Raw genomic sequence first — 25168 nt, forward strand, 5'->3', positions numbered from 1 at the left:
TTCAACCTGGACATGGGTAGATCACATGGTTTCGGGTCTACGACTACATACTCATTCGCCCTATTCAGACTCGCTTTCGCTGCGGCTCCGTCTCTTCGACTTAACCTCGCATGCAATCGTAACTCGCCGGTTCATTCTACAAAAGGCACGCCATCACTCATTAACGAGCTTTGACTTGTTGTAGGCACACGGTTTCAGGATCTATTTCACTCCCCTTCCGGGGTGCTTTTCACCTTTCCCTCACGGTACTGGTTCACTATCGGTCACTAGGGAGTATTTAGCCTTGCGGGATGGTCCCCGCGGATTCCGACGGAATTTCTCGTGTTCCGCCGTACTCAGGATCCTCCTAGGTGTTGTTAGCATTTCGTCTACGGGGCTTTCACCCTCTTTAGCGGAATTTTCCAAATCCTTCAACTATACTAACAGACTACCATATCGGAGTCCTACAACCCCAACAAGCAAGCTTGTTGGTTTGGGCTCTTCCCGTTTCGCTCGCCGCTACTCAGGGAATCGAATTTTCTTTCTCTTCCTGCAGGTACTAAGATGTTTCAGTTCTCTGCGTCTACCTCTAATCAGCTATGTATTCACTGAAAAGTAATATCCTATAAAAGATATTGGGTTCCCCCATTCGGAAATCTCTGGATCATAGCTTACTTACAGCTCCCCAAAGCATATCGGTGTTAGTCCCGTCCTTCATCGGCTCCTAGTGCCAAGGCATCCACCGTGCGCCCTTATTCACTTAACCTTATCAACCTTACGGTTGGGTCTTGATCACTTCTTCTAGCGATAGAAGGTTAATCAATAAATAAGCAATTGAACTTATTAAAAAACTCATTCAACGCGGTGTTCTCGGTTTGTTTTGATTCTTTTTACTTCAATATCCAGTTTTCAATGAACGAATCTGATAGCAAAAGCTATCAATGGAGCCTAGCGGGATCGAACCGCTGACCTCCTGCGTGCAAAGCAGGCGCTCTCCCAGCTGAGCTAAGGCCCCGAACTTATTTGATTGAGAGTAGACCTCTCAAAACTGAACAAAGTAAAGACGAAATGTGTATTTCCGTAATATTCCTTAGAAAGGAGGTGATCCAGCCGCACCTTCCGATACGGCTACCTTGTTACGACTTCACCCCAATCATCTATCCCACCTTAGGCGGCTGGCTCCAAAAAGGTTACCTCACCGACTTCGGGTGTTACAAACTCTCGTGGTGTGACGGGCGGTGTGTACAAGGCCCGGGAACGTATTCACCGCGGCGTGCTGATCCGCGATTACTAGCGATTCCGGCTTCATGCAGGCGAGTTGCAGCCTGCAATCCGAACTGAGAGAAGCTTTAAGAGATTTGCATGACCTCGCGGTCTAGCGACTCGTTGTACTTCCCATTGTAGCACGTGTGTAGCCCAGGTCATAAGGGGCATGATGATTTGACGTCATCCCCACCTTCCTCCGGTTTGTCACCGGCAGTCTCGCTAGAGTGCCCAACTAAATGATGGCAACTAACAATAAGGGTTGCGCTCGTTGCGGGACTTAACCCAACATCTCACGACACGAGCTGACGACAACCATGCACCACCTGTCACTTTGTCCCCGAAGGGAAAGCTCTATCTCTAGAGTGGTCAAAGGATGTCAAGACCTGGTAAGGTTCTTCGCGTTGCTTCGAATTAAACCACATGCTCCACCGCTTGTGCGGGCCCCCGTCAATTCCTTTGAGTTTCAACCTTGCGGTCGTACTCCCCAGGCGGAGTGCTTAATGCGTTTGCTGCAGCACTGAAGGGCGGAAACCCTCCAACACTTAGCACTCATCGTTTACGGCGTGGACTACCAGGGTATCTAATCCTGTTTGCTCCCCACGCTTTCGAGCCTCAGCGTCAGTTACAGACCAGAGAGCCGCCTTCGCCACTGGTGTTCCTCCATATATCTACGCATTTCACCGCTACACATGGAATTCCACTCTCCTCTTCTGCACTCAAGTCTCCCAGTTTCCAATGACCCTCCCCGGTTGAGCCGGGGGCTTTCACATCAGACTTAAGAAACCGCCTGCGCTCGCTTTACGCCCAATAAATCCGGACAACGCTTGCCACCTACGTATTACCGCGGCTGCTGGCACGTAGTTAGCCGTGGCTTTCTGGTTAGATACCGTCAGGGGACGTTCAGTTACTAACGTCCTTGTTCTTCTCTAACAACAGAGTTTTACGATCCGAAAACCTTCTTCACTCACGCGGCGTTGCTCGGTCAGACTTTCGTCCATTGCCGAAGATTCCCTACTGCTGCCTCCCGTAGGAGTCTGGGCCGTGTCTCAGTCCCAGTGTGGCCGATCACCCTCTCAGGTCGGCTATGCATCGTGGCCTTGGTGAGCCGTTACCTCACCAACTAGCTAATGCACCGCGGGTCCATCCATCAGCGACACCCGAAAGCGCCTTTCACTCTTATGCCATGCGGCATAAACTGTTATGCGGTATTAGCACCTGTTTCCAAGTGTTATCCCCCTCTGATGGGTAGGTTACCCACGTGTTACTCACCCGTCCGCCACTCCTCTTTCCAATTGAGTGCAAGCACTCGGGAGGAAAGAAGCGTTCGACTTGCATGTATTAGGCACGCCGCCAGCGTTCGTCCTGAGCCAGGATCAAACTCTCATAATAAAAGTTAGAACAATCTTGCGATTGTTAAGCTCAATTTGTTTGCTAGCATATTGCTTGCTTGTTAAAAATGTTTGTTGTCTTGAATTGAATCAAGACGCCCTACACATTTGGTTCGTCTATTCTTTGTTCAGTTTTCAAAGGTCTACGTTACCTCGCAGCAACTTTTATATCATAACAAGCTTTCGTTTGAATGTCAAGAACTTTTTTGAAAAAGTTTTTTTAAGTTGTTTTGCTCGGTCGTTGTTGTCTGTTGTGACAACTTCTATATCTTATCATCTCGTTTGTTATTTGTCAACAACTTTTTTGTTGTTTTTTCAAACTTTTTTCGAGAGATTTGAAATCAAGAATTGTTATTTAATTATTGATTTCTGAATCGCTCAGCTGTGTGACTCGCCTTGCGACATGTAATAATATATCAAGATTTTGATGTTTGGTCAACACTTTTTTTCAAAAAAATTAAAAGAAGTTTTCAATCTGTTTTCATTCTTTTCAATTATTTCGTTTTTAAACTTTTTAAATCCTAATTGTCTATCAAAACAGTTTAATTCCTTACTAAAAATCGAACAATTTGAATCATATATTTGAAATAGTTCGATTAACTTTTTTACGTCCAACATAAAAAAAGAAAGAATCTGTTCGATTATCGACAGATTCTTTCTTTTTTGTTTAAAACATTGGGACACCTTCAATATGATATTTTGACCAAATCGTTTTTAATTCTGCAGGTGCTACCCATGTATAGTCTTTATCCATTTCATTTTTAAGTGCTTGTTCATCCATCTCGAAGACAAACAGCGGAACATTTTCTTTATTGATATGCGCGTTAGTTAATTCTACTAAGCTAATTGAAGTAACGTCCAATTGAACCTCTTCTTTGAACCATTGTAGCATACTAGCTAAACCCGTCATCTCATCAGAAACTTTTGCCATCGCAAACTCAATCGCTTCACCTATTGGATGCATCAAAAATTTTTTACTACCATCGTTTAAGTTCAGTATGATTGTTCCAGCGACTTTTTTGTTAGACACGACATCCACCTCAATTAATTTTTAGATTCACTAACAAAAGAAATTGTAACACACTTTCTGAAAAAATACAGAATTATTTTTCAAGCAACTTATCCATTGCTTCATCAATCCATTCTGGAAGTTCTTTGTCTAAGGTTGCAAAGCCAATTTTTTTATTCTTATCCGTAAAATATTTTTTGCGTCGATGGTTCACTGAATGAACCTTGTCTTCAAGGGTCCGTAAAGATAAGCTAATCTTTTGAGAATATTCATCAACATCAATAACTTGAACGGTTACTTTTTGTCCAACAGTTAAGAGTCCATGGATATTTTTAGTAAAGCCAGCTTGTACTTCCGAAACATGAATCAGTCCTTGTGTTTCTTCGTCTAAAGAAACAAATGCGCCATATGGTTGAAGTCCGGTAATTGTGCCAGAAAGTACCATACCAATTTTGTACTTCATCAAATTTCCTCTTTTCATACGATAAATTTCTTTTTCCGTTTCTACTCATTTAAAATAATAGCATTTTTTCAACGTTTGTGCATTATTTCTTCCCTAGTTGTTAAAACTATTGTTTCATCTTTTAAGCAAAATCTACTATACTATAGGAAGTAAGACTTTATATAGAAGAAAAGGAGTTATCTTATGTTTAATTTTAATGAAACCATTGATCGTCGCCACACGAATTGTGTTAAATGGGACACCGTTGAAACGAGTTACCACGAAAAAGATTTACTACCTTTATGGGTTGCTGATATGGATTTCAAAGTACATCAGCCTATTCTTGATGCCTTGTCACAAGTTATTGAACAGGGCATTCTAGGATATGCGATTGCACCTAATGAACTGTATCAAGCAATTCAAGATTGGCAACGGCAACACCATCAATTGATTGTTGAAAAAGAAGAAATTTTGTTTAATAGTGGCGTGGTACCCAGTTTGGCCACAGCCGTTCAAGCGTATACAGCACCTGCTGATTCTGTCATGATTTGTGATCCAGTCTACCCCCCTTTTGCAGATGTGGTAAAACAAAATGAGCGTAGACTCGTGCGACATTCCTTACTAGAAGTTAACGGACATTATGAAGTTGATTTGGTTAAAATGGAACAACAGATAATCGAAGAAAAGGTGAAACTGTTACTTTTTTGTAATCCCCATAATCCTGGTGGACGTGTTTGGACAAAAGAAGAATTGCTAGCAATTGGCCGTTTATGCCAAAAACACCAAGTAACTGTGGTTAGCGATGAAATTCATCAGGATTTGATTTTCAAACCGCATACCTTCACTTCCTTCACTGTTGCTGATGAAGCATTTAAGGAATTCACTGTTACCTTAACAGCGGCAACGAAAACCTTTAATTTAGCGGGTATTAAAAATTCAATGCTGTTCATTCCTAATGAAAAACTACGGCAATCTTTCGTATCTTTACAAGACAAAAATCATCAAGGCGGTATCAATACTTTTGGCTACGTTGGAACGGCAGCTGCCTATCAAACAGGGGAAGAATGGCTAACGGCGTTACTTGATTATTTAAAAGAAAATATTGATTTTGCCCTTTCCTTTTTCCGTGAAGAGCTGCCTAGCGTTCGTGTAATGGAGCCTGAAGGAACCTATCTTTTATGGTTAGACTTTAGTTCTTATTCGCTAACGGATCGGGAACTTCGCGATACCTTAATTCATAAGGGGAAAGTGGTTCTAAATCCAGGAATTAGTTTCGGTCCCCAAGGTTCTCAACACATGCGTTTAAACTTAGCTTGTTCAAAAGAAACTCTCGAAGAAGGCCTTTTACGTATCAAAAAAGCTTTTAATTAAAAACAGCTGTCCTAGTTTTTAGGACAGCTGTTTTTAATTCTTTCTTTTGCGTTTAGCTAAATAAACTCTGACGAACCAGATACCTGAAAATAGAAGTAAAATTTCTCCAATTATGATTGTATAAAACCCTGGTTCATGAACGATTCCTTGCTGATCTACATACGTAAAAAACGTTCCTATAAATGGGAGTATTACTGCAAACAAAGCCAAGGCCATTGGATATCTGTATTTTTCTAACAAATTTGCTTCCTCTCCTTCTATTCTTTAACTCAGTATCCTATAAAGACTTCATTAAAAGAAGCGATTTGGATGCTTTTAAAAAAAAGTTAGTCGTTTTAAGAAAAAAATAAAGAGTACCAACGAATTTGTCCCTCGTTGGTACTCTCTTTTTCAATTGGTTAAACTTATTCACCAATGATTTCAACTGTGTCCATCACGACGTCAAATGTTGGACGGTCTTGGGCATCCCGTTGGACTCCACCAATTTCATCCACTACATCCATACCATCAACAACATGACCAAAAACAGTATGACGGAAGTCTAACCAAGGTGTTCCGCCTTGTTTGTAAGCTTCAATAATTTCTTCTGGAAAACCAGCGTCTTCTAACTGACTCATCATTTGAGCTGGAACATTTTGATTAGTAACAACAAAGAATTGGCTGCCATTTGTGTTAGGACCAGCATTTGCCATTGACAATGCGCCGCGCAAATTGAAAACATCCCGAGAAAATTCATCCTCAAATGCTTCTCCATAAATACTTTCGCCGCCCATTCCTGTTCCGGTTGGGTCACCGCCTTGAATCATAAAATCAGGAATCACACGATGGAAAATAACGCCATCATAGTAGCCCTTTTTCGCTAATTCAACAAAATTTTTAACCGTTTTAGGCGCTTGTTCTGGGAATAATTGAACAGTGATGTCGCCTCGGTTTGTTTTAATGACCGCTTTTGGGCCTTTAGCATTTTCTAAATCTAATTGTGGAAATTGTGACATGAGAATGTCCTCCTAGATAATTATTTTATAGTTCAATCATATCGAAAAATGCTGAAAATTGCTATGATCTTTTTCCAATGATTAAAGAATGCTTTGATTCGTTAGCCAAACTTGCTTTTTTCGAAAAGCCGTGCTATTTTGTGAAGTGTTCGCAAAACAATCAATAGTTGTCTCAACCCTAAATGAATTAGGAGGAATTTTCAAATGTCTGATGAAAAAGATATTTATGATTTAACAATTATCGGCGGCGGTCCTGTTGGATTATTTGCCGCTTTTTATGCGGGAATTCGTAAAGCGAAAACGAAAATCATTGATAGCCTGCCGCAATTAGGTGGTCAGCTAACAATGCTGTATCCCGAAAAATATATTTATGATATTCCTGGATTCCCTGCTATTAAAGCAGGTGAGTTAATTGCCAATTTGGAAAAACAGATGCAGCCATTTCAGCACGATGTTTGCTTGGAAGAAGAGGTCACACACCTTGCACAGGAAGCAGATGGACTTTTGCGCTTAGAAACAACTAAAGGCACACATTATTCTAAAACGGTTATCTTTGCGATTGGTAACGGCGCTTTCCAACCTCGACGTTTAGCTATCGAAAATGTTGAAGCCTTTGAAGGTGAGTCAATCCATTATTATGTGACTGACATGAAAAAATTCGCTGGCAAAAAAGTTGCGATTGCTGGTGGCGGCGATTCCGCAATTGATTGGGCTTTAATGCTAGAAAACGTTGCAGAAGAAGTATCTATTATCCATCGTCGCCCACAATTTCGCGGCCATGAACATAGCGTGGAACAACTGGAAAAATCTAGTGTTTCTATCAGAACTCCCTATATCATTAGTGATATTTTAAAGGAAAACGAAACGTTCACAGGCATCCAATTAACGGAGACAAAAGGTGACCAAACATTGGATCTCCCTCTGGATGATTTAATTATCAATTATGGCTTCACTTCTTCTTTAACACACCTCAAAGAATGGGGATTAGACGTTTCTAGAAATGCTATTAATGTTCATTCCGATATGTCAACTAACATTCCTGGTGTATACGCTGTAGGGGATATCTGTTCCTATGAGGGAAAAGTGAAATTAATCGCTACAGGCTTTGGTGAGGCACCTACTGCCGTAAATAATGCTTTACATTACTTACGGCCCGATGCTCGACGTCAACCAGTTCATAGTACAAGTTTATTTGAAAACGGCGTACCTAAATAAGGTTAGCACTGGACTTTAGCAGTTTTTAAGCCAAGGACAAAAATCTAAATCGGATTTTTGTCCTTGGCTTTCTGCTTTACTGAAAAGCCTTTCTTTTTCTCTTTTAAATTTATTTTTGATACAATAAAAAGTGCTAGGAGGAAGAAAGATGAACCAACCAATTATTTATTTAAATGAAGTATTCAACGAAGAACAACTGGAACAAGTGAAAGCTGTGGCGCCCAATTATCTAGTTAAAACATCTACCGATCATTTATCATCTGCTGAAGAAGAGGCAATCGAAATTATGTTAGGCTGGCATAAAGAAATTGGTCCGCGTTTATTAGCCTCTGATACTAGTCACCTAAAATGGATTCAGCTCATTTCTGCTGGTGCTGATTATATGGATTTTGATAAATTAAGAGAAAAAGGCATTCTGTTGTCTAATGGTAGCGGAATTCATAGTGTTTCTATCTCAGAACATGTTTTAGGCGTTTTATTAGCACATACCCGCGGACTGCAAGAAAGTATCCAACAACAAATGCAACACACATGGAATCAAACAGCCCCTTCCTATCAACAACTTTCTGGGCAAAAAATGTTAATCGTAGGCACTGGGCAAATCGGACAACAATTAGCTAAATTTGCTAAAGGTTTAAATCTTCAAGTTTATGGCGTGAATACCTCTGGACATGTGACGGAAGGCTTCATTGAATGCTATTCACAGAAGAATATGAGTAAAATTATTCATGAAATGTCCATTGTTGTGAACATTCTTCCTTTGACTGAAACAACAAAACATTTATACAATCAGGCACTTTTTGAAAAAATGGCTCCTGAAACAATTTTCGTAAATGTTGGTCGAGGCGCCTCAGTAGCAACGAACGATTTGATAACTGCCTTAAACAATAAAACCATTGCTTTTGCTGCCTTAGATGTCTTTGAAGAAGAACCTCTTCCCGAAGATAGCCCTTTATGGGAGATGCAGAATGTTTTATTAACACCTCATATTTCTGGCATGACACCGAAGTTCAAATCAAAATTACTGGCGATTTTTATTCCAAACTTAAATCAATTTGTGACGGATCAGACCCTCGTCAAAAACCAAGTTTCCTTAAAAAAAGGCTATTAACTCAAAAAAGGCCTTCAACCATCTTTCAAGTAATTGCATGGTTGAAGGCTTTTTTTGCTATTTTTTACCAGATAACCTTGAAGTTATCATTTGTCGACGCTTGAATGATTGGATGTTTTTTTAAATATTCTGCAATCAGTTCCGTCATATCAATTTGAATTTCTCGAATAATTTTTTCAGGTTGGAACATTTGATAGTTTCCGCCACCGACTGCTCGGTATTGATTTGTCACGATTTCCAAAACATCTTCTGCTTGCACTGCTTTGCCATGATAATTAAGTTTCGTCACTCTTTCACCAAACGGTTGTCTTAAATCAAGCGTATACTCAATGCCTTCATACATATCATAATTATAGTATTGTGGTTTTGGATCGACATATTTCGGGTTGAAAATTGGTTGGCCTTTTTCTAACACAAAATAAGTAGCGCTTTGTTCTAACGCTTCACGGAGGTCTTGTCCAGTGACACGCAATACAGCCAAGGTATTTGGATAAATGTAGTTGGTAATGATATCGCGCATCGTAATTTGATTATTAAACCCTTTGCCTTCATTGTTAAAAAGTGCAGTCCCTGAAATATCCGTTCCGCTTGAAGCCATTTGGACGTTATTAATAAATTCTATATACGGATGTTCTTTGAGGCGTACGGCATTCGGATTTTGAATCGTCATATCCCCTTCCACATTTCCCACTGGTTGGTCAAGCCACTCTTCTACCTCGTCATGTAACGCTGTTGTCAAAGCTAAAACTTCTGTATCTGGTTGTTCGTTTCCAACAGGATGAATAGCTGCGTCACTTCCAATAACGCGATAGCCTTTAGCCATAGGTTCAATTTCTAAAGTAATTTCTCCAACGAAAGCTCCTCGAAAACCTGGTTGAATCACAGGTATTCCATTCAGTTTTGTAGCAATTTCTCGATGTTGGTGACCAGTGACTAAGGCATCAATCCCAGGAACTTTTTCCAATAAATCGTAGCCTTCATTTTCTCCTGTTAGTAATTCCGTGGGTTCCCCTGTTTCTAAATCTTTTTCAAAACCGCCATGGTAAGCGACAACAACTAGATCCGCTTCTTCCCGTAATTTTGGCACGTATTCTGCCGCTGTTTCAACGACACTTTTAAACGTTAAATCTTTGACTGTTGCCGGCTGTTCCCAATGAGGAATATATTGAGTCGTCACGCCAAGGATGGCTACTTTAACCCCTTGTTTTTCTATGATGACATACGGCTGACCGAAATAAGGTTGTCCATCTTTACCAAGAATATTGGCAGCTAAAACTGGCTGTTGATAACTGGCAATCGTTTCCTTTAAATAATCTAAACCGTAATTAAATTCATGGTTACCTAAAATGCTAACATCATAATTCATTTGATTAATGATTTTAGTGATGGCAGCCACTGAATGTGTTTCTGCTTTTCTTACGTAGTAACTAAGCGGCGAACCTTGAATAAAATCCCCATTTTCAATTTGAAAAACTGGTCCTTTGGCAGACGCCCGTAACTTTTTCAGCATGGTTGCTGCTTTTGCGGTTCCAAAAGGTAAATCCGTCTTTTTTTCACTATAACTTGTTGGCATAATGTACCCATGCATATCACTTGTTGCTAAAATTTTTATTTGCATTTTGTTTCTCTCCTTCTTCCGCCCAAAAGAACAGGAAGGTTAGAACACGAGCCATAACGACTCAGATCCCAACCTCCCACGTCTGTTTATTTATTGATTATTGGTTCCATGCTTGTTCAAATTGTGATGTTGCATCTTTCAATAATTTTCTCGTGTCTTTATTTGATGAAGCAAAAATACTTTCCATAATTGTCCGCATTTCATTATAGGCTGAATCAGCATTTTCTTCTACTGGGATAGCGAATAAATCTTTTACTGCGTTTTCAAGTTGTGCAGGTACTTTGGTTGTCTTAGAATTTTTGTACTCATCACTGTGTAAAACAGATTCTAAAATTGGCATATAACCTGTTTGTTGTGCCCAGTACAATTGTGAATCAGGAGTAGCTAAGAATTTCATGAATTCAAATGCCGCTGTCCGTTGTTCTGGCGTAGCACTATCGAACATATAAATATCTGTTCCTTGTTGTAAGTTGAATTTTTCAGGACGTGGTGCAACACCGTATTCATAGCCACCAGCTTCAGCATCTTTTTGAACAAAACCAGCACCAGCAATACTACCGACAAACATTGCTACCTTTTTGTTTGCAAATGGGCCAGATAAATATTTATCTGAACCAGCTGTGCGGAAGTAACCTGCTTCGATACCATCACGGTAATAGTCCACGACTTCTTGTGAATCTTTGCTTGTTAAATCTAAGTCTTTATTAAAATCAACGCCTTTGTTTTTCATTCCAATTGCGTAATAGTTATTTAACGAGTCAAAACCAGCACCAACGACTTCTTTGTTGGATTTTTCGTAAATTGTTTTAGAAGCTTCTTTTAATTCCTCTAATGTTTTCGGTACTTCAACACCATATTCTTTCAACAAATCAGCATTATAGAATAACATTTCTGTCGATTTATTAAATGGAATGCCGTATTGTTTGCCGTCGATTTTGGCGCCGTCTAACAATACTTCACGAATTGGCTCTGCATCTTTCCAGCCGATTGTGTCATCATCCATATATGGTTTTAAGTCCACTAACATTTCATCTTGTGCAGCATTCCATAACCAGCCTGGGTACGCTTGCGTAATTGTTGGTAAATCTTTTGGTGAAGTTAAAGTCGAATTGATTTTGGCTTGTAAATCAGGGTAAGCAGATTGATTTTGTAATTCCACTTTAATTTTTGGATTTTCTTTCATGAAGTCTTTCGTTAATTTTGTTAACGCTTCTTCTTGAACCCCATTCATTGCATGCCAGAAAGTGATTGTCGTATCTTCCTTCACTTCTTTCACAATATCGTTTGATTCTTTGGCCCCATTACCGTTACCACAAGCCCCCAATGCGAAAATAGCTGCGGTTGCTAACACTGTTGTTGCTAGAGTTTTGAACTTCATTTTTTTCTCTCCCTTAAAAAAATTTATAAAACAATTTGCTCGCCACGTTCTGGCAATATTCTTTCACCATACGGGTTTTCCAGTTTTTCTGGTTTTAACGTATGGATTGGAACCAATACTTGAGGTTCAATCAATGCAATAATTTTATCCAGATCTTCTGGAATTGCATGTCCTGAACAAGCTAAACGGACAAAAGTAATGTCTTTTTTAGCCAACAAATCTAAAAACACGCGATACTGTGGATCAAAGTCCCCTAACGGTTGCGCATCACTGTGAATGTATAAACTACCTTCTTGGAGGTTGTCAAACTGGTTCACAACTTGCCACAAATAGTCTGTTTTGTCCTTTAGTAACGTGTCATACGGGATTTCTAACGCTGGATTCAATTCTGGTATTTTACCAGATTCAGCATAATAATAACGAACTTCTATTCCAAATACTTCAAGTAACAACGCAGCCATATTTGCTTCTAAAACGACTGTACGTGGTGACTTTTCAATAATCTTAGCAAAACGTTCTACGTTTGCTGGATAACCATTAAAGGTAATTTGTCGATTCGGGTTTTCTAGTTCTAAACGAACCAAGTGCTGAACAAGATCTTCTTCACTGACAACCGCTATTTGGGCTGGATCTGGTTCACGTTCTGGGAAGCTAATGCTTACGCCTTCCATCATTAATAATTCAGTATGTTTGGCTTTTTCACAAAAAGCTAAAGTCTCTTCACGATTATGGCCATGTAAGCGCAAATCACCTGTGTATGTGATGAAATGGTCAGGCGTGCGAATCAGTAATGCCGAAGCACCGTACGCATCATGATCAACAGGTACGATTTCCACTGAAATTTCGCCAACTTTAATCACATCGTTTTTATTAAGACCAATCATTTCTCGGGTAAAATTCTTTTCTTCAAACGGTGATGGAATCAAAAAATCACCTTTGCGATTTAAACTATTTAGAATCATTTTCGTTTCTTTTAGGGTGTACAACGGAACAGCTGGGTCTAAATAATTAATCATGCGTGAATGATCTAAATGGGCATGAGATAAGAAAACAGCGGTGTGTTGATACTCTTTGTCTTCTGCACCATGATATTCATAACCTAAACGTGGATCATATAAGTCTTTTAATTCTGGCACTAAACGATTATTAATTAAGGTTTCAATGTGATCATCGGGCAAATCTAATTCTGGTCGAAATTCTGTACCAAAATCAAAGAAGATGTGGGCATCTTTATACGCCACTTCAATCACGGTTCCTCCAATTGTTAAAATGCCACTGTGAAAAGTCACAGTTGTTTTAGCCTTTGATTCCATTTTTTGCAACTCCTCTGATAATTTCTTTTCTGAAAATCAAGTAAATAATTAAAATTGGAATAACGGTTAATGTTGCAGCAGCCATTTGTAAATGTACGTCACTACCGCTCTCTGTCGCAAAGGCCGATAGTCCATTATTCAATAGACGGTATTTTTTCTCGTTCGTCACCAACAATGGCCACAAGAAAGAATTCCAACTAGAAATAAATGTTAAAATCCCTACTGTTACTAACGCTGGTTTTGACATTGGTACTAAAATACGCCAAATATATTCTAAATCACTAGCGCCATCAATCTTGGCAGCCTTGTAAAAAGTATCAGGAATACCTTTTAAATAACCGTTTAAATAGTAAATATAAAAAATACTAGTTAAAAATGGAATAATTAAGGCGCTGTAAGTATTTAACAAACCTAATTGCGCAATCGTTTGATAATTGGTAAAAATAATAGATTCATACGGAACCATTAACAACGAAATCATCAAAGCAATGACCACATTTTTAAAACGGAACTTCAAACTCGTTAACGCGAATGAAGCTAACACGGCGGTGACTACCGTAGCAATCGTTGTAACGCCTGAAACAAAGACTGTGTTCAAGAAATACCGAAGAAAGGGTGCTTTTTGAAAGACCTCTGTGTAGTTTTGCCATTGTGGTTGTTTCGGAAACATGGTTGGCGGCATGCTGGTCGCTTCAGAGTAACTCATTAAACCAGCTAAAATCATATAGACAAATGGAAATAACGTAATAACGGCTAAAATGCCTAAGAAAACAAATGCGATAATCGTTAAAACTTTTTTCATTGGCTTATTGCCCCACTTTCTTTAAGAGTTTATTTTGTAAGAAAGTGACCACTAAAATAATCACAAATAAAATCACTGTGGCGGCCATCGCAATTCCGGGACGTCCTGCAATGTGGAATTTGTCATAAATATAGTACACTGCGGTTGTGGCACTATTGGCAATCCCCGCACGACCACCGAATAAAGCATAAACTTGTGTATAAACTTTAAAGGCGCCAATTAAATTGACCGTTAATAAAAAGGCAATGGTCGGGACTAGCTGCGGAAACGTAATACGTCGGAAAATTTCGCCGTCTGAGGCACCAAACATTTTTGCAATTTTAAAATGTTCTTCATCAATATTTCTCAACCCAGCCAACAAAATAATAATATTAAATGCTAAACTCGTCCAAACCCCAAAAATAATCAATGTCGGCATACTCATTTGAACATTATCTAGCCAGTTGACAGAAGGAATGCCGAAAAAGCCTAAGACGTAATTGACAATTCCATAATCGCCATTAAAGAAGTAACGGAAGACAATCCCAATGGCAATCGTACTCGTTACATAAGGCATAAAGAAAATCGTTTCAAAGAAACTCTTATGTTTAACTTTTTCAAAGATAATCCAAGCAATTGCTAGGGAAATTATCAAGGCAATCGGTACCACAGCAAATGCATAGAGCGCTGTATTTTTTAACGCTTTATAGAAGATTGGATCATTCAATACACGTTGGTAATTTTCTAAACCAGCGTAGCGTTGGTTAATTAAGGAACCTTTTTGGAAGCTCATCCACAAAGAACGAAACAGCGGATAAACGCTAAACAGTAAAATGATTCCTAATGATGGCAGAAGGAAGAGCCATGCTTTTGGTTGATTTTCTGGATTGTATTTTTTCATTAGTAAACCCGGTCTCCCGCTTCGTTAAAGATAAATACTTTTTTATATGAAAAATCAAAAGATAAAGTGTCTCCTTCTTCAATCGCTTCTTCTACACTTACAATTGATTTCACTTGTTCATTTCCTAATGTAAATCGTAAAATACGTTCTCGACCAATCAATTCCACTAAATCTGTCGTTGTGGTAAAGAGACCTGTTTCAGTTGGTACCACATCTTCTGGACGAGAAGCAAACGTATATTTCCCGTCAGTCATTGGCATTTTAAAGCGTGCTTGCTCAAAACGCTCAAGCGGAATTTCAAAACTTTCATGGTACATTTTGCCGTCTTTCACTTCAACAGACAATAAATTAATAATTGGGTTACCTATGAACTGAGCAACAAATAAGTTATTTGGTTCTAAGTAAAGGTTTTGAGGTTCATCATTTTGTTGAATAACCCCTTCGTTTAATAAAATAATTTTATCACTGATTGATAGCGCTTCCTCTTGGTCGTGCGTTACAAAGATTGTTGTAATGCCTACTTCTTTCACCAAGCGGCGGATTTCTTCACGAATTTTCAAACGCAAACGTGCATCCAAGTTACTTAAAGGCTCATCTAATAATAAAACATCTGGTTTTTGAACTAACGCCCGGGTAATCGCAACACGCTGTTGTTGACCACCAGAAAGTGTGCCTGGCTTTTTATGGCTTAACTCTTCAATATTCGTTAGTTTCATATATTCTTCGGCAATAGCTTGTGCCTCTGCCTTGGGAACTTTCTTACTTCCTACCGTCAAAGGAAACATTACGTTTTCTAGAACAGTCATATGTGGATATAAGGCATAGTTTTGAAAAACGAACCCGATGTTCCGATCTTTTGGTGCTGTTTTGACAACCGATTGCTGTCGAAACTGAATATCTCCATCACTTGGATGCAATAAACCTGCAATTAAGTTTAAAATTGTGGATTTCCCACACCCACTTGGTCCTAACAAACAAACCAAGTCCCCTTGCTCAATCGTAAAATTGACCGATTTTAACGCTTCAAACCCATTATCGAATACTTTTTTCAAGTCGATAACTTCTATCATGACCCAACCTCCAAAAAAACATTTAATAGCATACCTTTTGATTTTAACATTTATTTCTTGCAACCGCGAGAGCAAAGCTGTTTCATTAAGATAAAAATAGGTAAAGTTAATGTATTTTTTATGTAAAAAATGTTGTTTTTCTGAAAAGTCTATTCACACTTTTTTTAATGCACAACAAAAAAACAGAGAATTTTTCTCTGCTTTTTTGGTTATTTTTTAGAATCTTTTTCTGATTCCTTTACAATATAAATTGGTCGTTTTTTCGTTTCTAAGAAAATTTTGCCGATATATTTGCCAATAATTCCTAAACATAATAGTTGCAAACCACCTACAAAAAGTACAATACAAACCATTGAAGGCCAGCCGCTTGTTGGATCACCATTAACTAATGTTCGAAAGATAATCACTAACATTGCTAGTGCAGAACCAATACACGAAAAGGCGCCAACGTATGAAGCAATATTCAATGGTGTTTCTGAAAAATTGACAATCCCGTCAATTGAATAACTTAATAGACTCCAGAAAGACCAAGAGGTTTCTCCAGCAATTCGTTCTCGATTTTTAAATTCAATATATTCTGTTTTAAAGCCGACCCAACTAAAAATCCCTTTTGAAAAACGATTATACTCAGATAACTCTAAAATCGCATCGACCATTTGTCGGGTCATGACACGGAAGTCACGGGCACCATCCACCATTTCCGTCTCAGCAATTCGATTAATGAGTTTATAGAACATCCGTGCAAAAAAGCTACGAATGGGCGGTTCGCCGTCTCTTGTTACGCGTCGTGTGCCAACACAATCTAAATCTGTACTGGTTTCAATCATCTCAATCATTTGAGGTAATAACTCAGGCGGGTCTTGTAAATCAACGTCCATGACTGTCACTAAGTCACCTGTTGCTTCTTTTAAACCAGCGTATAAGCCTGCTTCTTTCCCAAAATTTCGTGAAAAAGAAAGATAACGGACCTTCTCTGGATGTTCGCGATAAAGCTGTCTTAAAACAGCTAACGTATTATCTTTTGAGCCATCATTCACAAATATATATTCTACTGAATGAGACAGTTGCTGGCTAATTTTTTCTACTTCTTCAAAAAACAGCGGAATCGCTGCTTCCTCATTATAACAAGGGACAACAATTGATAACATTTTATTTCCTCCACACTTCAGTTAATTATCATTATACCATATAATAGCCTTATTAAATAACGATATCCAACTAAAAATAACTTAAATAGAAAGAACCTGAGAAAAAATCCAAAACGATTTTTTCTCAGGCTGACTAGCGGTTAAACGAAAGCAACAGAAATAGTCCTACGCACTACTTCAGCCTCTTTTGTTTAGCACTAAAATTATTTTGTTAAATCTTCTTGGTTTGCTTCAAATTGATAACGCGGTTCATCATTCTTTTCATCATAATCAACAATCAAATCATACCCTTTAAAGAACCAATCATCTGTTTCTTCAATAAAATAGGTAATCCCATCTAGGTTCTCTTTAATCATTGGCTCATCTGGCGCTTCTACAGACATCGCAATGGAAAAACCATCATGAACAGGTGTTTTTCCGTAAATTTTTCCGAAAAAACGAATGCCTGTCTCAGGCTGAACCCCGGTTTCTTCTTTAAACCATTGTTGGGCTTTCGGTGTCACTTCTAATTTCATTCTTTGTTCCTCCTTCACATCTCTGTCGCCATTTATTGTAGCACAGCGTAGTGCTTTTAGAGAATAAAGTGCTTAGCCATTCATTTTTTCATCTAATAAATCAACATCTGCGGTATCACCGATAACTAATAAATTATCGTTTTCTCGAACAATTTCAGAAGCATCTGGCGAAGCAATTACTTCTGTTTTCGAGCGGCGAATCGCTACCACAGTTAAACCAAATCGTTGACGGAAATTTAATTCTGCTAAGGTTTTATTGTAAAATTTAGGATTGGTGACCCGAACCTCAGCTAATGAAAATTCGCTAGATAATTCAATATAATCTAAAATATTGCGTGAAACAAGTTTGTGAGCAATTCGAATGCCCATATCCCGCTCTGGGTGAACGACCATGTCTGCCCCAATTTTATCTAAGACACGGGCATGATATTCATTGACTGCTTTGGCTAAGACATTGGGAACCCCCATCTCTTTAACCATTAATGTTACTAAAATACTCGCTTGAATATCTTCACCAATTGCCACCACTACGTGATCAAAATTCCGAATCCCTAAAGAACGCAACGTCATTTCATCTTGGGCGTTAGCCACCACTGCATGCGTTGCAATATTCATATATTCATTGACACGGTCTTCACTGCTGTCAATGGCCAAAACTTCTTGACCAGCTTCCACCAAAGTTTGGCATATGCTGCCGCCAAAACGTCCTAAACCAATAATTGCAAAATTTTGTTTCATTTCTTCTGACCGCTCCTGTCTGTTCGTTAAAATTAGTATAACAAATCCATAAATAAATTCCTAGAAGGATTTCCTAGAATTTATTTATGGATTTATCTGATATTTATTTGGCTAAACCATGTTGAAAAGCATAAATCGCCGCTTGGGTCCGATCATCCACATCTAGTTTTGCTAAAATGTTTGAAACATGTGTTTTAACTGTTTTCAAAGTGATAAAGAGTTCATCAGCTATTTCCTGATTACTTTTACCTTGTGCAATCAACATTAAAATTTCGTGTTCCCGGTTTGTCAAATCTTCGTGCAACACCGGCTCTTGTTTTTTTGTTAACCGTTCCATCATCTTATGCGTCACTTCAGGTTCCAACACACGCTCTCCGCGATAAGTCGCCCGAATTGCATCAGCAATCTCATGTGCTGTTGATGTTTTTAATAGGTAGCCCGCTGCACCAGCTTCAATCGCCGGATACACTTTTTCATCATCAATAAAACTCGTCACAATAATAATCTTGGCTTCTGGCCAATCTTTCAAGATCGCTTTTGTTGAATCAATGCCGTCCATTTCTTCCATTAGCAAATCCATCAAAATAACATCTGGACGTAGTTCCAATGCTTTTTCATAGCCAATCTTACCATTTTCTGCTTCGCCTACGACTTCTATATCCTCTTGAATAGATAAATATGATGAAACGCCTAAACGGACCATTTCATGGTCATCCACTAACATTACTTTGATCACTTGCAGTTTCCTCCTTTATGACAGGAACTTTAATTTCAACGCTGGTTCCCTGCCCTTTAAAACTAATAATTTTAACTGTACCGCCCATGCCGACAACACGTTCTCGAATATTATTTAAGCCATAACTACCGGCTTTATTACTTTGTTCCTTCATATCAAAGCCGACACCATCATCAACAATACGCAATAACACGTTTTTATCGACTTGGTGTAAGTATACCTCTAATTCCTTTGCTTTGGCATGTCTTAAGGTATTTGAAAGTAACTCCTGCACAATTCGGAAAAGATGATCCTCAATGCTGCTATTTAAATGAACATCTTCAACATCCCAAATCAATTCAATTTTAATTTTTGTTTGTAGTTCTTTCAGTAATTGTTCAATACCTTTACGCAAACTTTTTCCTTCTAGACTGATAGGACGCAAGTGCAATAGTAGCGCGCGCATTTCCGATTGGGAGGCATTAATGATTTCTGCCACCATGGCTAGTTGTTTACGATATGGTTCCGGGGTTTCTGTTCGTTGTGCTTGTTCATTTAAGGCAGACAACATCATCATGGCTGCAAAAAGTTGTTGACTGACTGAATCATGCAACTCCCGCGCCAAACGATGCCGCTCGTTCTCTAAAATTTCTTCTTTTGTTTGCCCATCCATTAATTGCGGTCGACTGTTTAATAATTGCAATTCTTTAGACATCTCTAATAATTTATTTTTAATCGACCAAATATCTTGTTCGACTTCGGTTAGATAATGGTCTTGATTTTCACTGGTCGTTGGTTTGTTTAAGACTGGACTTTCATAATTACCGTTGGCCAATAACCGAAGTTTTTCTTCAATCCGTCCATATTGCCCTTTTTGAACCAATGAAATCAGTAAAAAGGTCAATAAGCCTATTAGTAAGGATATGAGAACAATGTGCACAATTAGTGGTAGATAAAAGACTTTTCTCTGAAGAAGCTCTAATAGCCACCGGTTTTGTTTAATCGAATGAAAATATGAAAACAATGTAATTAAGATAACAATAAAGGTGCTAAGGGACGCATATAATGAAATCATGCGTCTTGAAATCCGATCGGTCATACACGGATCACCTCAACATCTCCTACTAAAGTGTTCGTCATAATTTTCAAACGACGAAGATTGGTATCATAATCATTGCTGTAAATTTTTAATGATTCGTTTTTCAATTGATATTTTTCTTCTTCAAAACGTACCGTTCCGTAAAAAGTTGAATGTTCTAACAAAATAGCTACACCTAACGGCACTAGAATTCGCGTGCGGCCAAAACCTTTACGAATAATAATAATATTGTCTTCTTTCGGTAGTAGCGTATTACCTAAATCAATAATGGTGTCCCCAGAGATTAAATCAATATTGATATCGTCCCATTCATAGATATTGTTACCAATGCGTTCGTTGGCAAACCAGCGGCGTTTAAATCGTTTGCCATTTTTAGGTTCTTTTGCCGCCGTCTCCACCATAATCATTTGTTTTTTACGCCAAGGTGCTCGCTCAGCTATATCCACGCCTGAGATCTCAAAGCCTTTTAAGCCGATAAAGAGTACGCCAAAAATCAACATAAACCAAACAGCCGTGCTGTTCATTGCACCAATGACAATAAAAACAACGCCGAGGACGAATTGAAAGTTGTTAAAATGTGTTTTAGATGCTTTCCTGGAAACGTAGGCCACAAGTAAAACGCCAATTGTTAATAAAACAGCTAATCCAGGATTATGTACAATTTGCCATAACGCCAGAATAAAAAGTAATGCTTCTGCGACGATAAAAAAGCGCCAAGGGTTATTCATAGATTTGCCTCCTCCCTCTGTCATTTATTTTACTCGTTTATTTTATTTAATCATAGTGGTTTGCGCCTCAGGTTACCATAGGACTTTAGCCCTAAATGTCTTAGATTGCGAAAGGACAGGCCTTGGAAGCTGCCTGCCCTACTCAATTATTTAGTTTGCTTCAACTTTTGTAATTTTAACTGTCATGTCGCCACCAGGTGTTGCAATAATCACTTGGTCGCCTAATTGTTTACCAATTAAGGCTTGCGCAATCGGTGAATCGTTAGAAATTTTACCAGAAAATGGATCGGCTTCGGCACTTCCTACGATTGTGTATTCCTCTTCTTCTCCATCAGGCAATTCTTGGAAAGTAACTGTTTTACCGATGGAAACTTCGTCTTGGTCCACGCCATCATTATCGATGATTTCTGCAAAACGAATCATATTTTCTAACGTTGTAATACGTCCTTCAACGAAAGCTTGTTCATCTTTAGCTGATTCATACTCTGAGTTCTCTGAAAGATCCCCAAAGCTACGAGCGATTTTAATACGCTCTACGATTTCTTTACGTTTAATTGTTTTTAATTCTTCTAGCTCTTGTTCTAATTTTTCTTTTCCTTCAAGAGTCATTGGATATACTTTTTCTACCATGTTAATTCTCCTTTTTCGCTTAACGATACGTAGTTCTTGGTTGGTTATTGAAAAAAATTCCGCTTTCAATCCACAAAAGAGTACCACGCTTTTTCTAAATTGTAAATATAATTATTGAATTTTTGTGATTTTGCTAAATTTTATTTATATAAATTTCTAGTTGCTACTCTTTCCCTCTGTTAAACAGATTACTTTTTGAGTATCTAAAAGCTTGGTGAATCATACAAAATTGATTCACCAAGCTCTTTTATGTTTTCATTTTATTCACTACTTGAATTATTGACATACTGATCTACTAATACTTGATGTTCTTCATATGTTTTTGAGAAGTAGACTTTTCCTGTAGAAATATCTGCTACAAAGTATAAATAGTCACTTGGTGTCGGATTCAAGACTGCTTTAATTGACTCCTCACTTGGGCTATCTAATGGTCCTGGTCCATAACCAGTATTTTTATACAAGTTATAAGACGAGTCCACTTCCAAGTCAGCATACGTTACAGTTTCTTTGTGTTCTCCTAGAGCATACAAAATAGAAATATCTGATTGGATCGGCATATCGGCAGCCAAGCGGTTAAAGAATACTTGCGCAATTTGTTTGCGGTCTGCTTCTTTGACTCCTTCTTTTTCAACCAATGAAGCTAACGTTAAGACTTGCTGATTGGTTAAATTCTTTGCATGAATTGTCGGCGTATATTGTTCCATTACTGTGTTCATTTTAGCAATCATTTGTTCGACAAATTCAGGAAGTGTTGCTTTTTTGTAGTAATCATAAGTTGCCGGGAACAAATAGCCTTCTAAGCGATAACGAACCCCTTCTGCGGTTGCAGCACTTTCAAGTAAATCAGGATACTTAGCCTTCATTTGATTGAAGAAGTCTTCGTTTTTCATTAATGCAATGAAATCTGCTTTCTTGAAATCTGTATTTTTTTCAATAGCTTCGCCAATTTTATCTATATCGTAGCCTTCAGGAATCGTTACTTTGCCATCTGCAATTTTAGTTGGTTCTGGCGTGCCTCCTTCTTTTAGCATTTCACCAATTTCATCGAGTGTCATGCTTGGAGACATTTGATAATAGCCCGCTTGAAAATCTGTTAAGTTTTTAAATTTTACGTAGTAGTTAAAAACCATTCCGCTTTTAATGACGTTGCTTTCTTCTAAAACCGCAGCAATTTGCTTATTAGAAGATCCTTCTGGGATATGCACTTGAACAAGCTTCTTATTGTTCTTGTCTAGTGGCTGTAGCCCAGCGTCTACATATTTATAAAAAGTAAACCCAAAGATTGCCATCATTAAAACCAATACAGAAACTACAATTAACACGATACGACCGACTAAACGATCTTCTTTTTTACGTGTTTGTTTTTTTGTATTTGTTGGCTTTTCGTCTGTTTCAATCGGGGTTGGCTCTTCGACTGTCTGTGTTGTCTTGTCTTTCCCACGTCTTCGAGCAGCTCTAGAACCTGCACGTGTTTGTGTTGTGCGGCTCGCTGTTTCTTGTGATTCATCAGATGAAGGTTGGGGAGACCTATCATTTTTTTCAGAGGAATCAGGTTGATCGCCATCATTTCTACCTTTTAAAGACCCAGTTACTTGATCTCTAAGCGAAGATTTGGGATCTTGGTTATTTTGGTTATCATTAGCCAAAACTAACCCTCCTTACTATTCTATCGTTTATGACTGAAACTATTATACATGAAACCTCTTTAAAATTAAATGTTTTTAATAAAAAGACCGTCATTCCCCGATAAAAAATTCATCATTGACAACGTTTAAAGCCTATGATGGCGCTTTTCTATTGAAACGATAATAAATCTTAAAATCCTCCTAAATTTATCGAAAATCCATTTTCTATTAAGAATTTCGTAGCAAAATAGCACCTAAGTCTTTAGGCGATTGTACTAGGAATGTCGCTCCCGCCTCTTGTAACTCTGTTTCTTCACCAAATCCATACAAGACACCTATACTATCTAAGCCATTTTGTTGAGCACCAAGAATGTCATGATTACGATCACCAACCATGATAATTGCTTCTTTGGTTGGGTCTAGTTGAGCTTCCGTTAATGCATACTGAATCACATCTGCTTTTTTAGAACGATGACCGTCCATACTCGCTCCATAGATGCCTGTAAAATAACGATCTAAATCAAAATGAGTAATAATCTTTTTAGCAAATTCTTCTGGCTTGGAAGTCGCAATGTATAACTTTGCTCCCGCTTCCTTTAACCTTGTTAACACTTCTGGAATCCCTGGATACACATGGTTTTCAAACATACCTTTTCTCTGATAATACGCTCGATAATGATTCACGGCTTGTTGCGCTGCTTCAGATGAAGGCGCCATGTGTAAAAACGACTCATATAAAGGCGGCCCTATGAAAGAACGTAACGTCTCCTCGCTAGGAGCTGGCCAGCCTAATTGTTCTGTTGCATATAAAATAGAACGCATAATGCCGCTACCAGAATCCGTAATTGTGCCATCTAAATCAAATAAAATCGTTTGATACATCTTCACTTCACTACTTTCTAGCATTTTTTGTCTAATTGATTCTTCAAAATAAGATACGCAAAAGAAGCACATTTTTCAGCGCTTCTCTGCCTTTTTATTTATTTTGCTGTAAACGAATCTGGTTTTTTATCTGATTGCTGCATTTCATAGGCAATGGCTTCAACGATTCGGCGGCTAGCTTGACCATCCCCATACGGATTTTGTGCATGCGCCATCGCGTGGTAAGCATCAGAATCAGTCAATAATGTTTTCGCCTCTTGATAGACTACTTGTTCGTCTGTACCAACCAATTTCAATGTTCCTGCCGCTACGCCTTCTGGACGTTCCGTTGTATCTCGTAAAACTAAAACTGGCACACCTAAGGAAGGAGCTTCTTCTTGCACACCGCCAGAATCAGTTAAAATTAAAGAACTTTTCGCTGCAAAATTTTGAAAATCTTTGACATCCAATGGTTCAATTAAATGCACACGAGCTAATTCACCTAAGTGTTCCGCTACTATTTCACGGACTTTGGGATTTTTGTGCATAGGGAAAATGACTTCAATTTCTGGATGTTCCATTACAAGTCGACGAACAGCTTTAAACACATTTGCCATTGGCAGGCCTAAATTTTCACGACGATGCATTGTAATTAGCACGATGCGTTGGTCTGTAGGGATTTTTTCCAATAAATCATTTTGATAGTGGGCATCAACAGTGTACGCCATCGCGTCAATCGCTGTATTGCCAGTTACATAAATATGTTCTTCTGGATGATTTTCTTTGATTAAATTGTCCTTACTTTGAGTGGTTGGGGCAAAATAAATATCCGTTAACACATCTACCAGTTGACGATTCATTTCTTCCGGAAACGGAGAATATTTTTGCCAGGTCCGTAATCCTGCTTCCACATGTCCCACCGGAATCTGTTGATAAAAAGCAGCCAATGCAGCCGCAAATGACGTGGTTGTATCGCCATGAACCAAGACAATATCCGGCTGTTCTGTCACAAGAACCTCAGTTAATAAATTCAAAACACGACTTGTAATATCTGTTAAGGTTTGCCCATCTTTCATGATATTTAAATCATGATTCGGTGTAATTTGAAAATCTTCTAACACTTGATCCAACATTTGGCGATGTTGCGCTGTTACGACTACTACAGAGTCAAATCCTTGACTTTGCTCTTCTAAAACTTTGATTAAGGGCGCCATTTTGATCGCTTCTGGCCGTGTTCCAAAAACCGTCATTACTTTAATTTTCTTCATCATT

The 25168-nt window shown here is 38.5% G+C and carries 24 protein-coding genes, 1 tRNA gene and 2 rRNA genes (1 of these 27 cut by a window edge); 3 read left to right on the forward strand and 24 right to left on the reverse strand.

The genetic code is table 11. The features are described 5' to 3' along the window. The 6 genes from IGL37_RS11325 to IGL37_RS11350 all read right to left on the reverse strand — a co-directional run. A 23S ribosomal RNA gene (locus tag IGL37_RS11325) occupies positions 1-745 on the reverse strand (it extends 2168 nt beyond the left edge of the window). Between the two features lie 176 nt (positions 746-921). Next, positions 922-994, reverse strand: a tRNA-Ala gene (locus IGL37_RS11330). Positions 995-1073: 79 nt separating this feature from the next. Beyond that, positions 1074-2634, reverse strand: a 16S ribosomal RNA gene (locus IGL37_RS11335). Together the 16S and 23S rRNA genes with 1 tRNA gene alongside form the textbook arrangement of a ribosomal RNA operon. A gap of 434 nt (positions 2635-3068) precedes the next feature. Further along, entirely contained in the window at positions 3069-3317 is a 249-nt protein-coding gene (locus IGL37_RS11340) for a hypothetical protein (RefSeq protein ID WP_002387756.1), read from the reverse strand. After that, complete coding sequence (locus IGL37_RS11345; protein ID WP_002385270.1) at positions 3301-3672, reverse strand: hypothetical protein; 372 nt, start codon at positions 3670-3672, stop codon at positions 3301-3303. Before IGL37_RS11345 ends, IGL37_RS11340 begins: the two co-directional genes overlap by 17 nt. 64 nt (positions 3673-3736) lie before the next feature. Beyond that, complete coding sequence (locus IGL37_RS11350; RefSeq protein WP_002365178.1) at positions 3737-4105, reverse strand: CvfD/Ygs/GSP13 family RNA-binding post-transcriptional regulator; 369 nt, start codon at positions 4103-4105, stop codon at positions 3737-3739. A gap of 183 nt (positions 4106-4288) precedes the next feature. Between IGL37_RS11350 and IGL37_RS11355 the strand changes: the two genes are divergently transcribed. Next, complete coding sequence (locus IGL37_RS11355) at positions 4289-5455, forward strand: MalY/PatB family protein (RefSeq protein WP_010821090.1); 1167 nt, start codon at positions 4289-4291, stop codon at positions 5453-5455. A gap of 33 nt (positions 5456-5488) precedes the next feature. Here the strand turns inward: IGL37_RS11355 and IGL37_RS11360 are convergent, their stop codons facing one another. Continuing rightward, positions 5489-5695 (reverse strand): DUF3955 domain-containing protein, encoded by a 207-nt coding sequence (locus IGL37_RS11360; protein WP_002355151.1) that lies wholly within the window; start codon positions 5693-5695, stop codon positions 5489-5491. 164 nt (positions 5696-5859) lie between these two features. Beyond that, positions 5860-6450 (reverse strand): peptidylprolyl isomerase, encoded by a 591-nt coding sequence (locus IGL37_RS11365; protein WP_002355150.1) that lies wholly within the window; start codon positions 6448-6450, stop codon positions 5860-5862. Between the two features lie 204 nt (positions 6451-6654). On the opposite strand from IGL37_RS11365, the gene IGL37_RS11370 reads away from it, so the two are divergent. Both IGL37_RS11370 and IGL37_RS11375 read left to right on the forward strand, forming a co-directional pair. Then, complete coding sequence (locus tag IGL37_RS11370; protein WP_002355149.1) at positions 6655-7665, forward strand: NAD(P)/FAD-dependent oxidoreductase; 1011 nt, start codon at positions 6655-6657, stop codon at positions 7663-7665. Positions 7666-7813: 148 nt separating this feature from the next. Then, positions 7814-8776, forward strand: a complete 963-nt coding sequence (locus IGL37_RS11375) for a phosphoglycerate dehydrogenase (protein ID WP_002355148.1) — start codon at positions 7814-7816, stop codon at positions 8774-8776. A 64-nt stretch (positions 8777-8840) separates the two neighbouring features. Here IGL37_RS11375 and IGL37_RS11380 read toward each other — a convergent pair whose 3' ends face one another. From IGL37_RS11380 to wecB, 16 genes are all read right to left on the reverse strand, one after another. Beyond that, entirely contained in the window at positions 8841-10394 is a 1554-nt protein-coding gene (locus IGL37_RS11380) for a bifunctional metallophosphatase/5'-nucleotidase (protein ID WP_033917989.1), read from the reverse strand. Between the two features lie 97 nt (positions 10395-10491). Continuing rightward, entirely contained in the window at positions 10492-11772 is a 1281-nt protein-coding gene (locus IGL37_RS11385) for an extracellular solute-binding protein (protein WP_033917988.1), read from the reverse strand. A 23-nt stretch (positions 11773-11795) separates the two neighbouring features. Continuing rightward, entirely contained in the window at positions 11796-13085 is a 1290-nt protein-coding gene (locus IGL37_RS11390; protein WP_002359171.1) for an MBL fold metallo-hydrolase, read from the reverse strand. After that, complete coding sequence (locus IGL37_RS11395; RefSeq protein ID WP_002355144.1) at positions 13069-13887, reverse strand: carbohydrate ABC transporter permease; 819 nt, start codon at positions 13885-13887, stop codon at positions 13069-13071. The genes IGL37_RS11390 and IGL37_RS11395 overlap by 17 nt, the downstream gene beginning before the upstream one ends. A gap of 4 nt (positions 13888-13891) precedes the next feature. After that, positions 13892-14767 (reverse strand): carbohydrate ABC transporter permease, encoded by an 876-nt coding sequence (locus IGL37_RS11400; protein WP_002355143.1) that lies wholly within the window; start codon positions 14765-14767, stop codon positions 13892-13894. Then, complete coding sequence (locus tag IGL37_RS11405; RefSeq protein ID WP_002385276.1) at positions 14767-15900, reverse strand: ABC transporter ATP-binding protein; 1134 nt, start codon at positions 15898-15900, stop codon at positions 14767-14769. The genes IGL37_RS11400 and IGL37_RS11405 overlap by 1 nt, the downstream gene beginning before the upstream one ends. Before the next feature lie 146 nt (positions 15901-16046). Beyond that, complete coding sequence (locus IGL37_RS11410; RefSeq protein WP_033917987.1) at positions 16047-16985, reverse strand: glycosyltransferase family 2 protein; 939 nt, start codon at positions 16983-16985, stop codon at positions 16047-16049. A 203-nt stretch (positions 16986-17188) separates the two neighbouring features. Further along, positions 17189-17518 (reverse strand): HesB/YadR/YfhF family protein, encoded by a 330-nt coding sequence (locus IGL37_RS11415; RefSeq protein ID WP_002355140.1) that lies wholly within the window; start codon positions 17516-17518, stop codon positions 17189-17191. A gap of 54 nt (positions 17519-17572) precedes the next feature. After that, on the reverse strand, positions 17573-18238 hold the full coding sequence (locus IGL37_RS11420; RefSeq protein WP_002355139.1) for a potassium channel family protein: 666 nt from the start codon (positions 18236-18238) through the stop codon (positions 17573-17575). A gap of 103 nt (positions 18239-18341) precedes the next feature. Then, positions 18342-18974, reverse strand: coding sequence for a response regulator (locus tag IGL37_RS11425; RefSeq protein ID WP_033917986.1), 633 nt, complete (start codon positions 18972-18974; stop codon positions 18342-18344). Beyond that, positions 18949-20052 (reverse strand): sensor histidine kinase, encoded by a 1104-nt coding sequence (locus tag IGL37_RS11430; RefSeq protein ID WP_002365182.1) that lies wholly within the window; start codon positions 20050-20052, stop codon positions 18949-18951. Before IGL37_RS11430 ends, IGL37_RS11425 begins: the two co-directional genes overlap by 26 nt. Beyond that, on the reverse strand, positions 20049-20780 hold the full coding sequence (gene liaF, locus IGL37_RS11435) for a cell wall-active antibiotics response protein LiaF (protein ID WP_002381168.1): 732 nt from the start codon (positions 20778-20780) through the stop codon (positions 20049-20051). The genes IGL37_RS11430 and liaF overlap by 4 nt, the downstream gene beginning before the upstream one ends. A 150-nt stretch (positions 20781-20930) precedes the next feature. After that, on the reverse strand, positions 20931-21410 hold the full coding sequence (gene greA, locus IGL37_RS11440; protein ID WP_002355133.1) for a transcription elongation factor GreA: 480 nt from the start codon (positions 21408-21410) through the stop codon (positions 20931-20933). 260 nt (positions 21411-21670) lie between these two features. Continuing rightward, complete coding sequence (mltG, locus tag IGL37_RS11445) at positions 21671-23056, reverse strand: endolytic transglycosylase MltG (protein WP_002375722.1); 1386 nt, start codon at positions 23054-23056, stop codon at positions 21671-21673. Positions 23057-23263: 207 nt separating this feature from the next. Then, positions 23264-23941, reverse strand: coding sequence for an HAD family hydrolase (locus IGL37_RS11450; protein WP_033918022.1), 678 nt, complete (start codon positions 23939-23941; stop codon positions 23264-23266). 74 nt (positions 23942-24015) lie between these two features. Continuing rightward, the gene (gene wecB, locus IGL37_RS11455) at positions 24016-25167 is read right to left on the reverse strand and encodes a non-hydrolyzing UDP-N-acetylglucosamine 2-epimerase (protein WP_033917985.1); all 1152 of its coding nucleotides are present in this window, start codon (positions 25165-25167) and stop codon (positions 24016-24018) included. Position 25168 lies beyond the last annotated feature (1 nt).

The organism is Enterococcus sp. AZ119 (assembly GCF_050546175.1).
Classification (GTDB): Bacteria; Bacillota; Bacilli; order Lactobacillales; family Enterococcaceae; genus Enterococcus; species Enterococcus faecalis.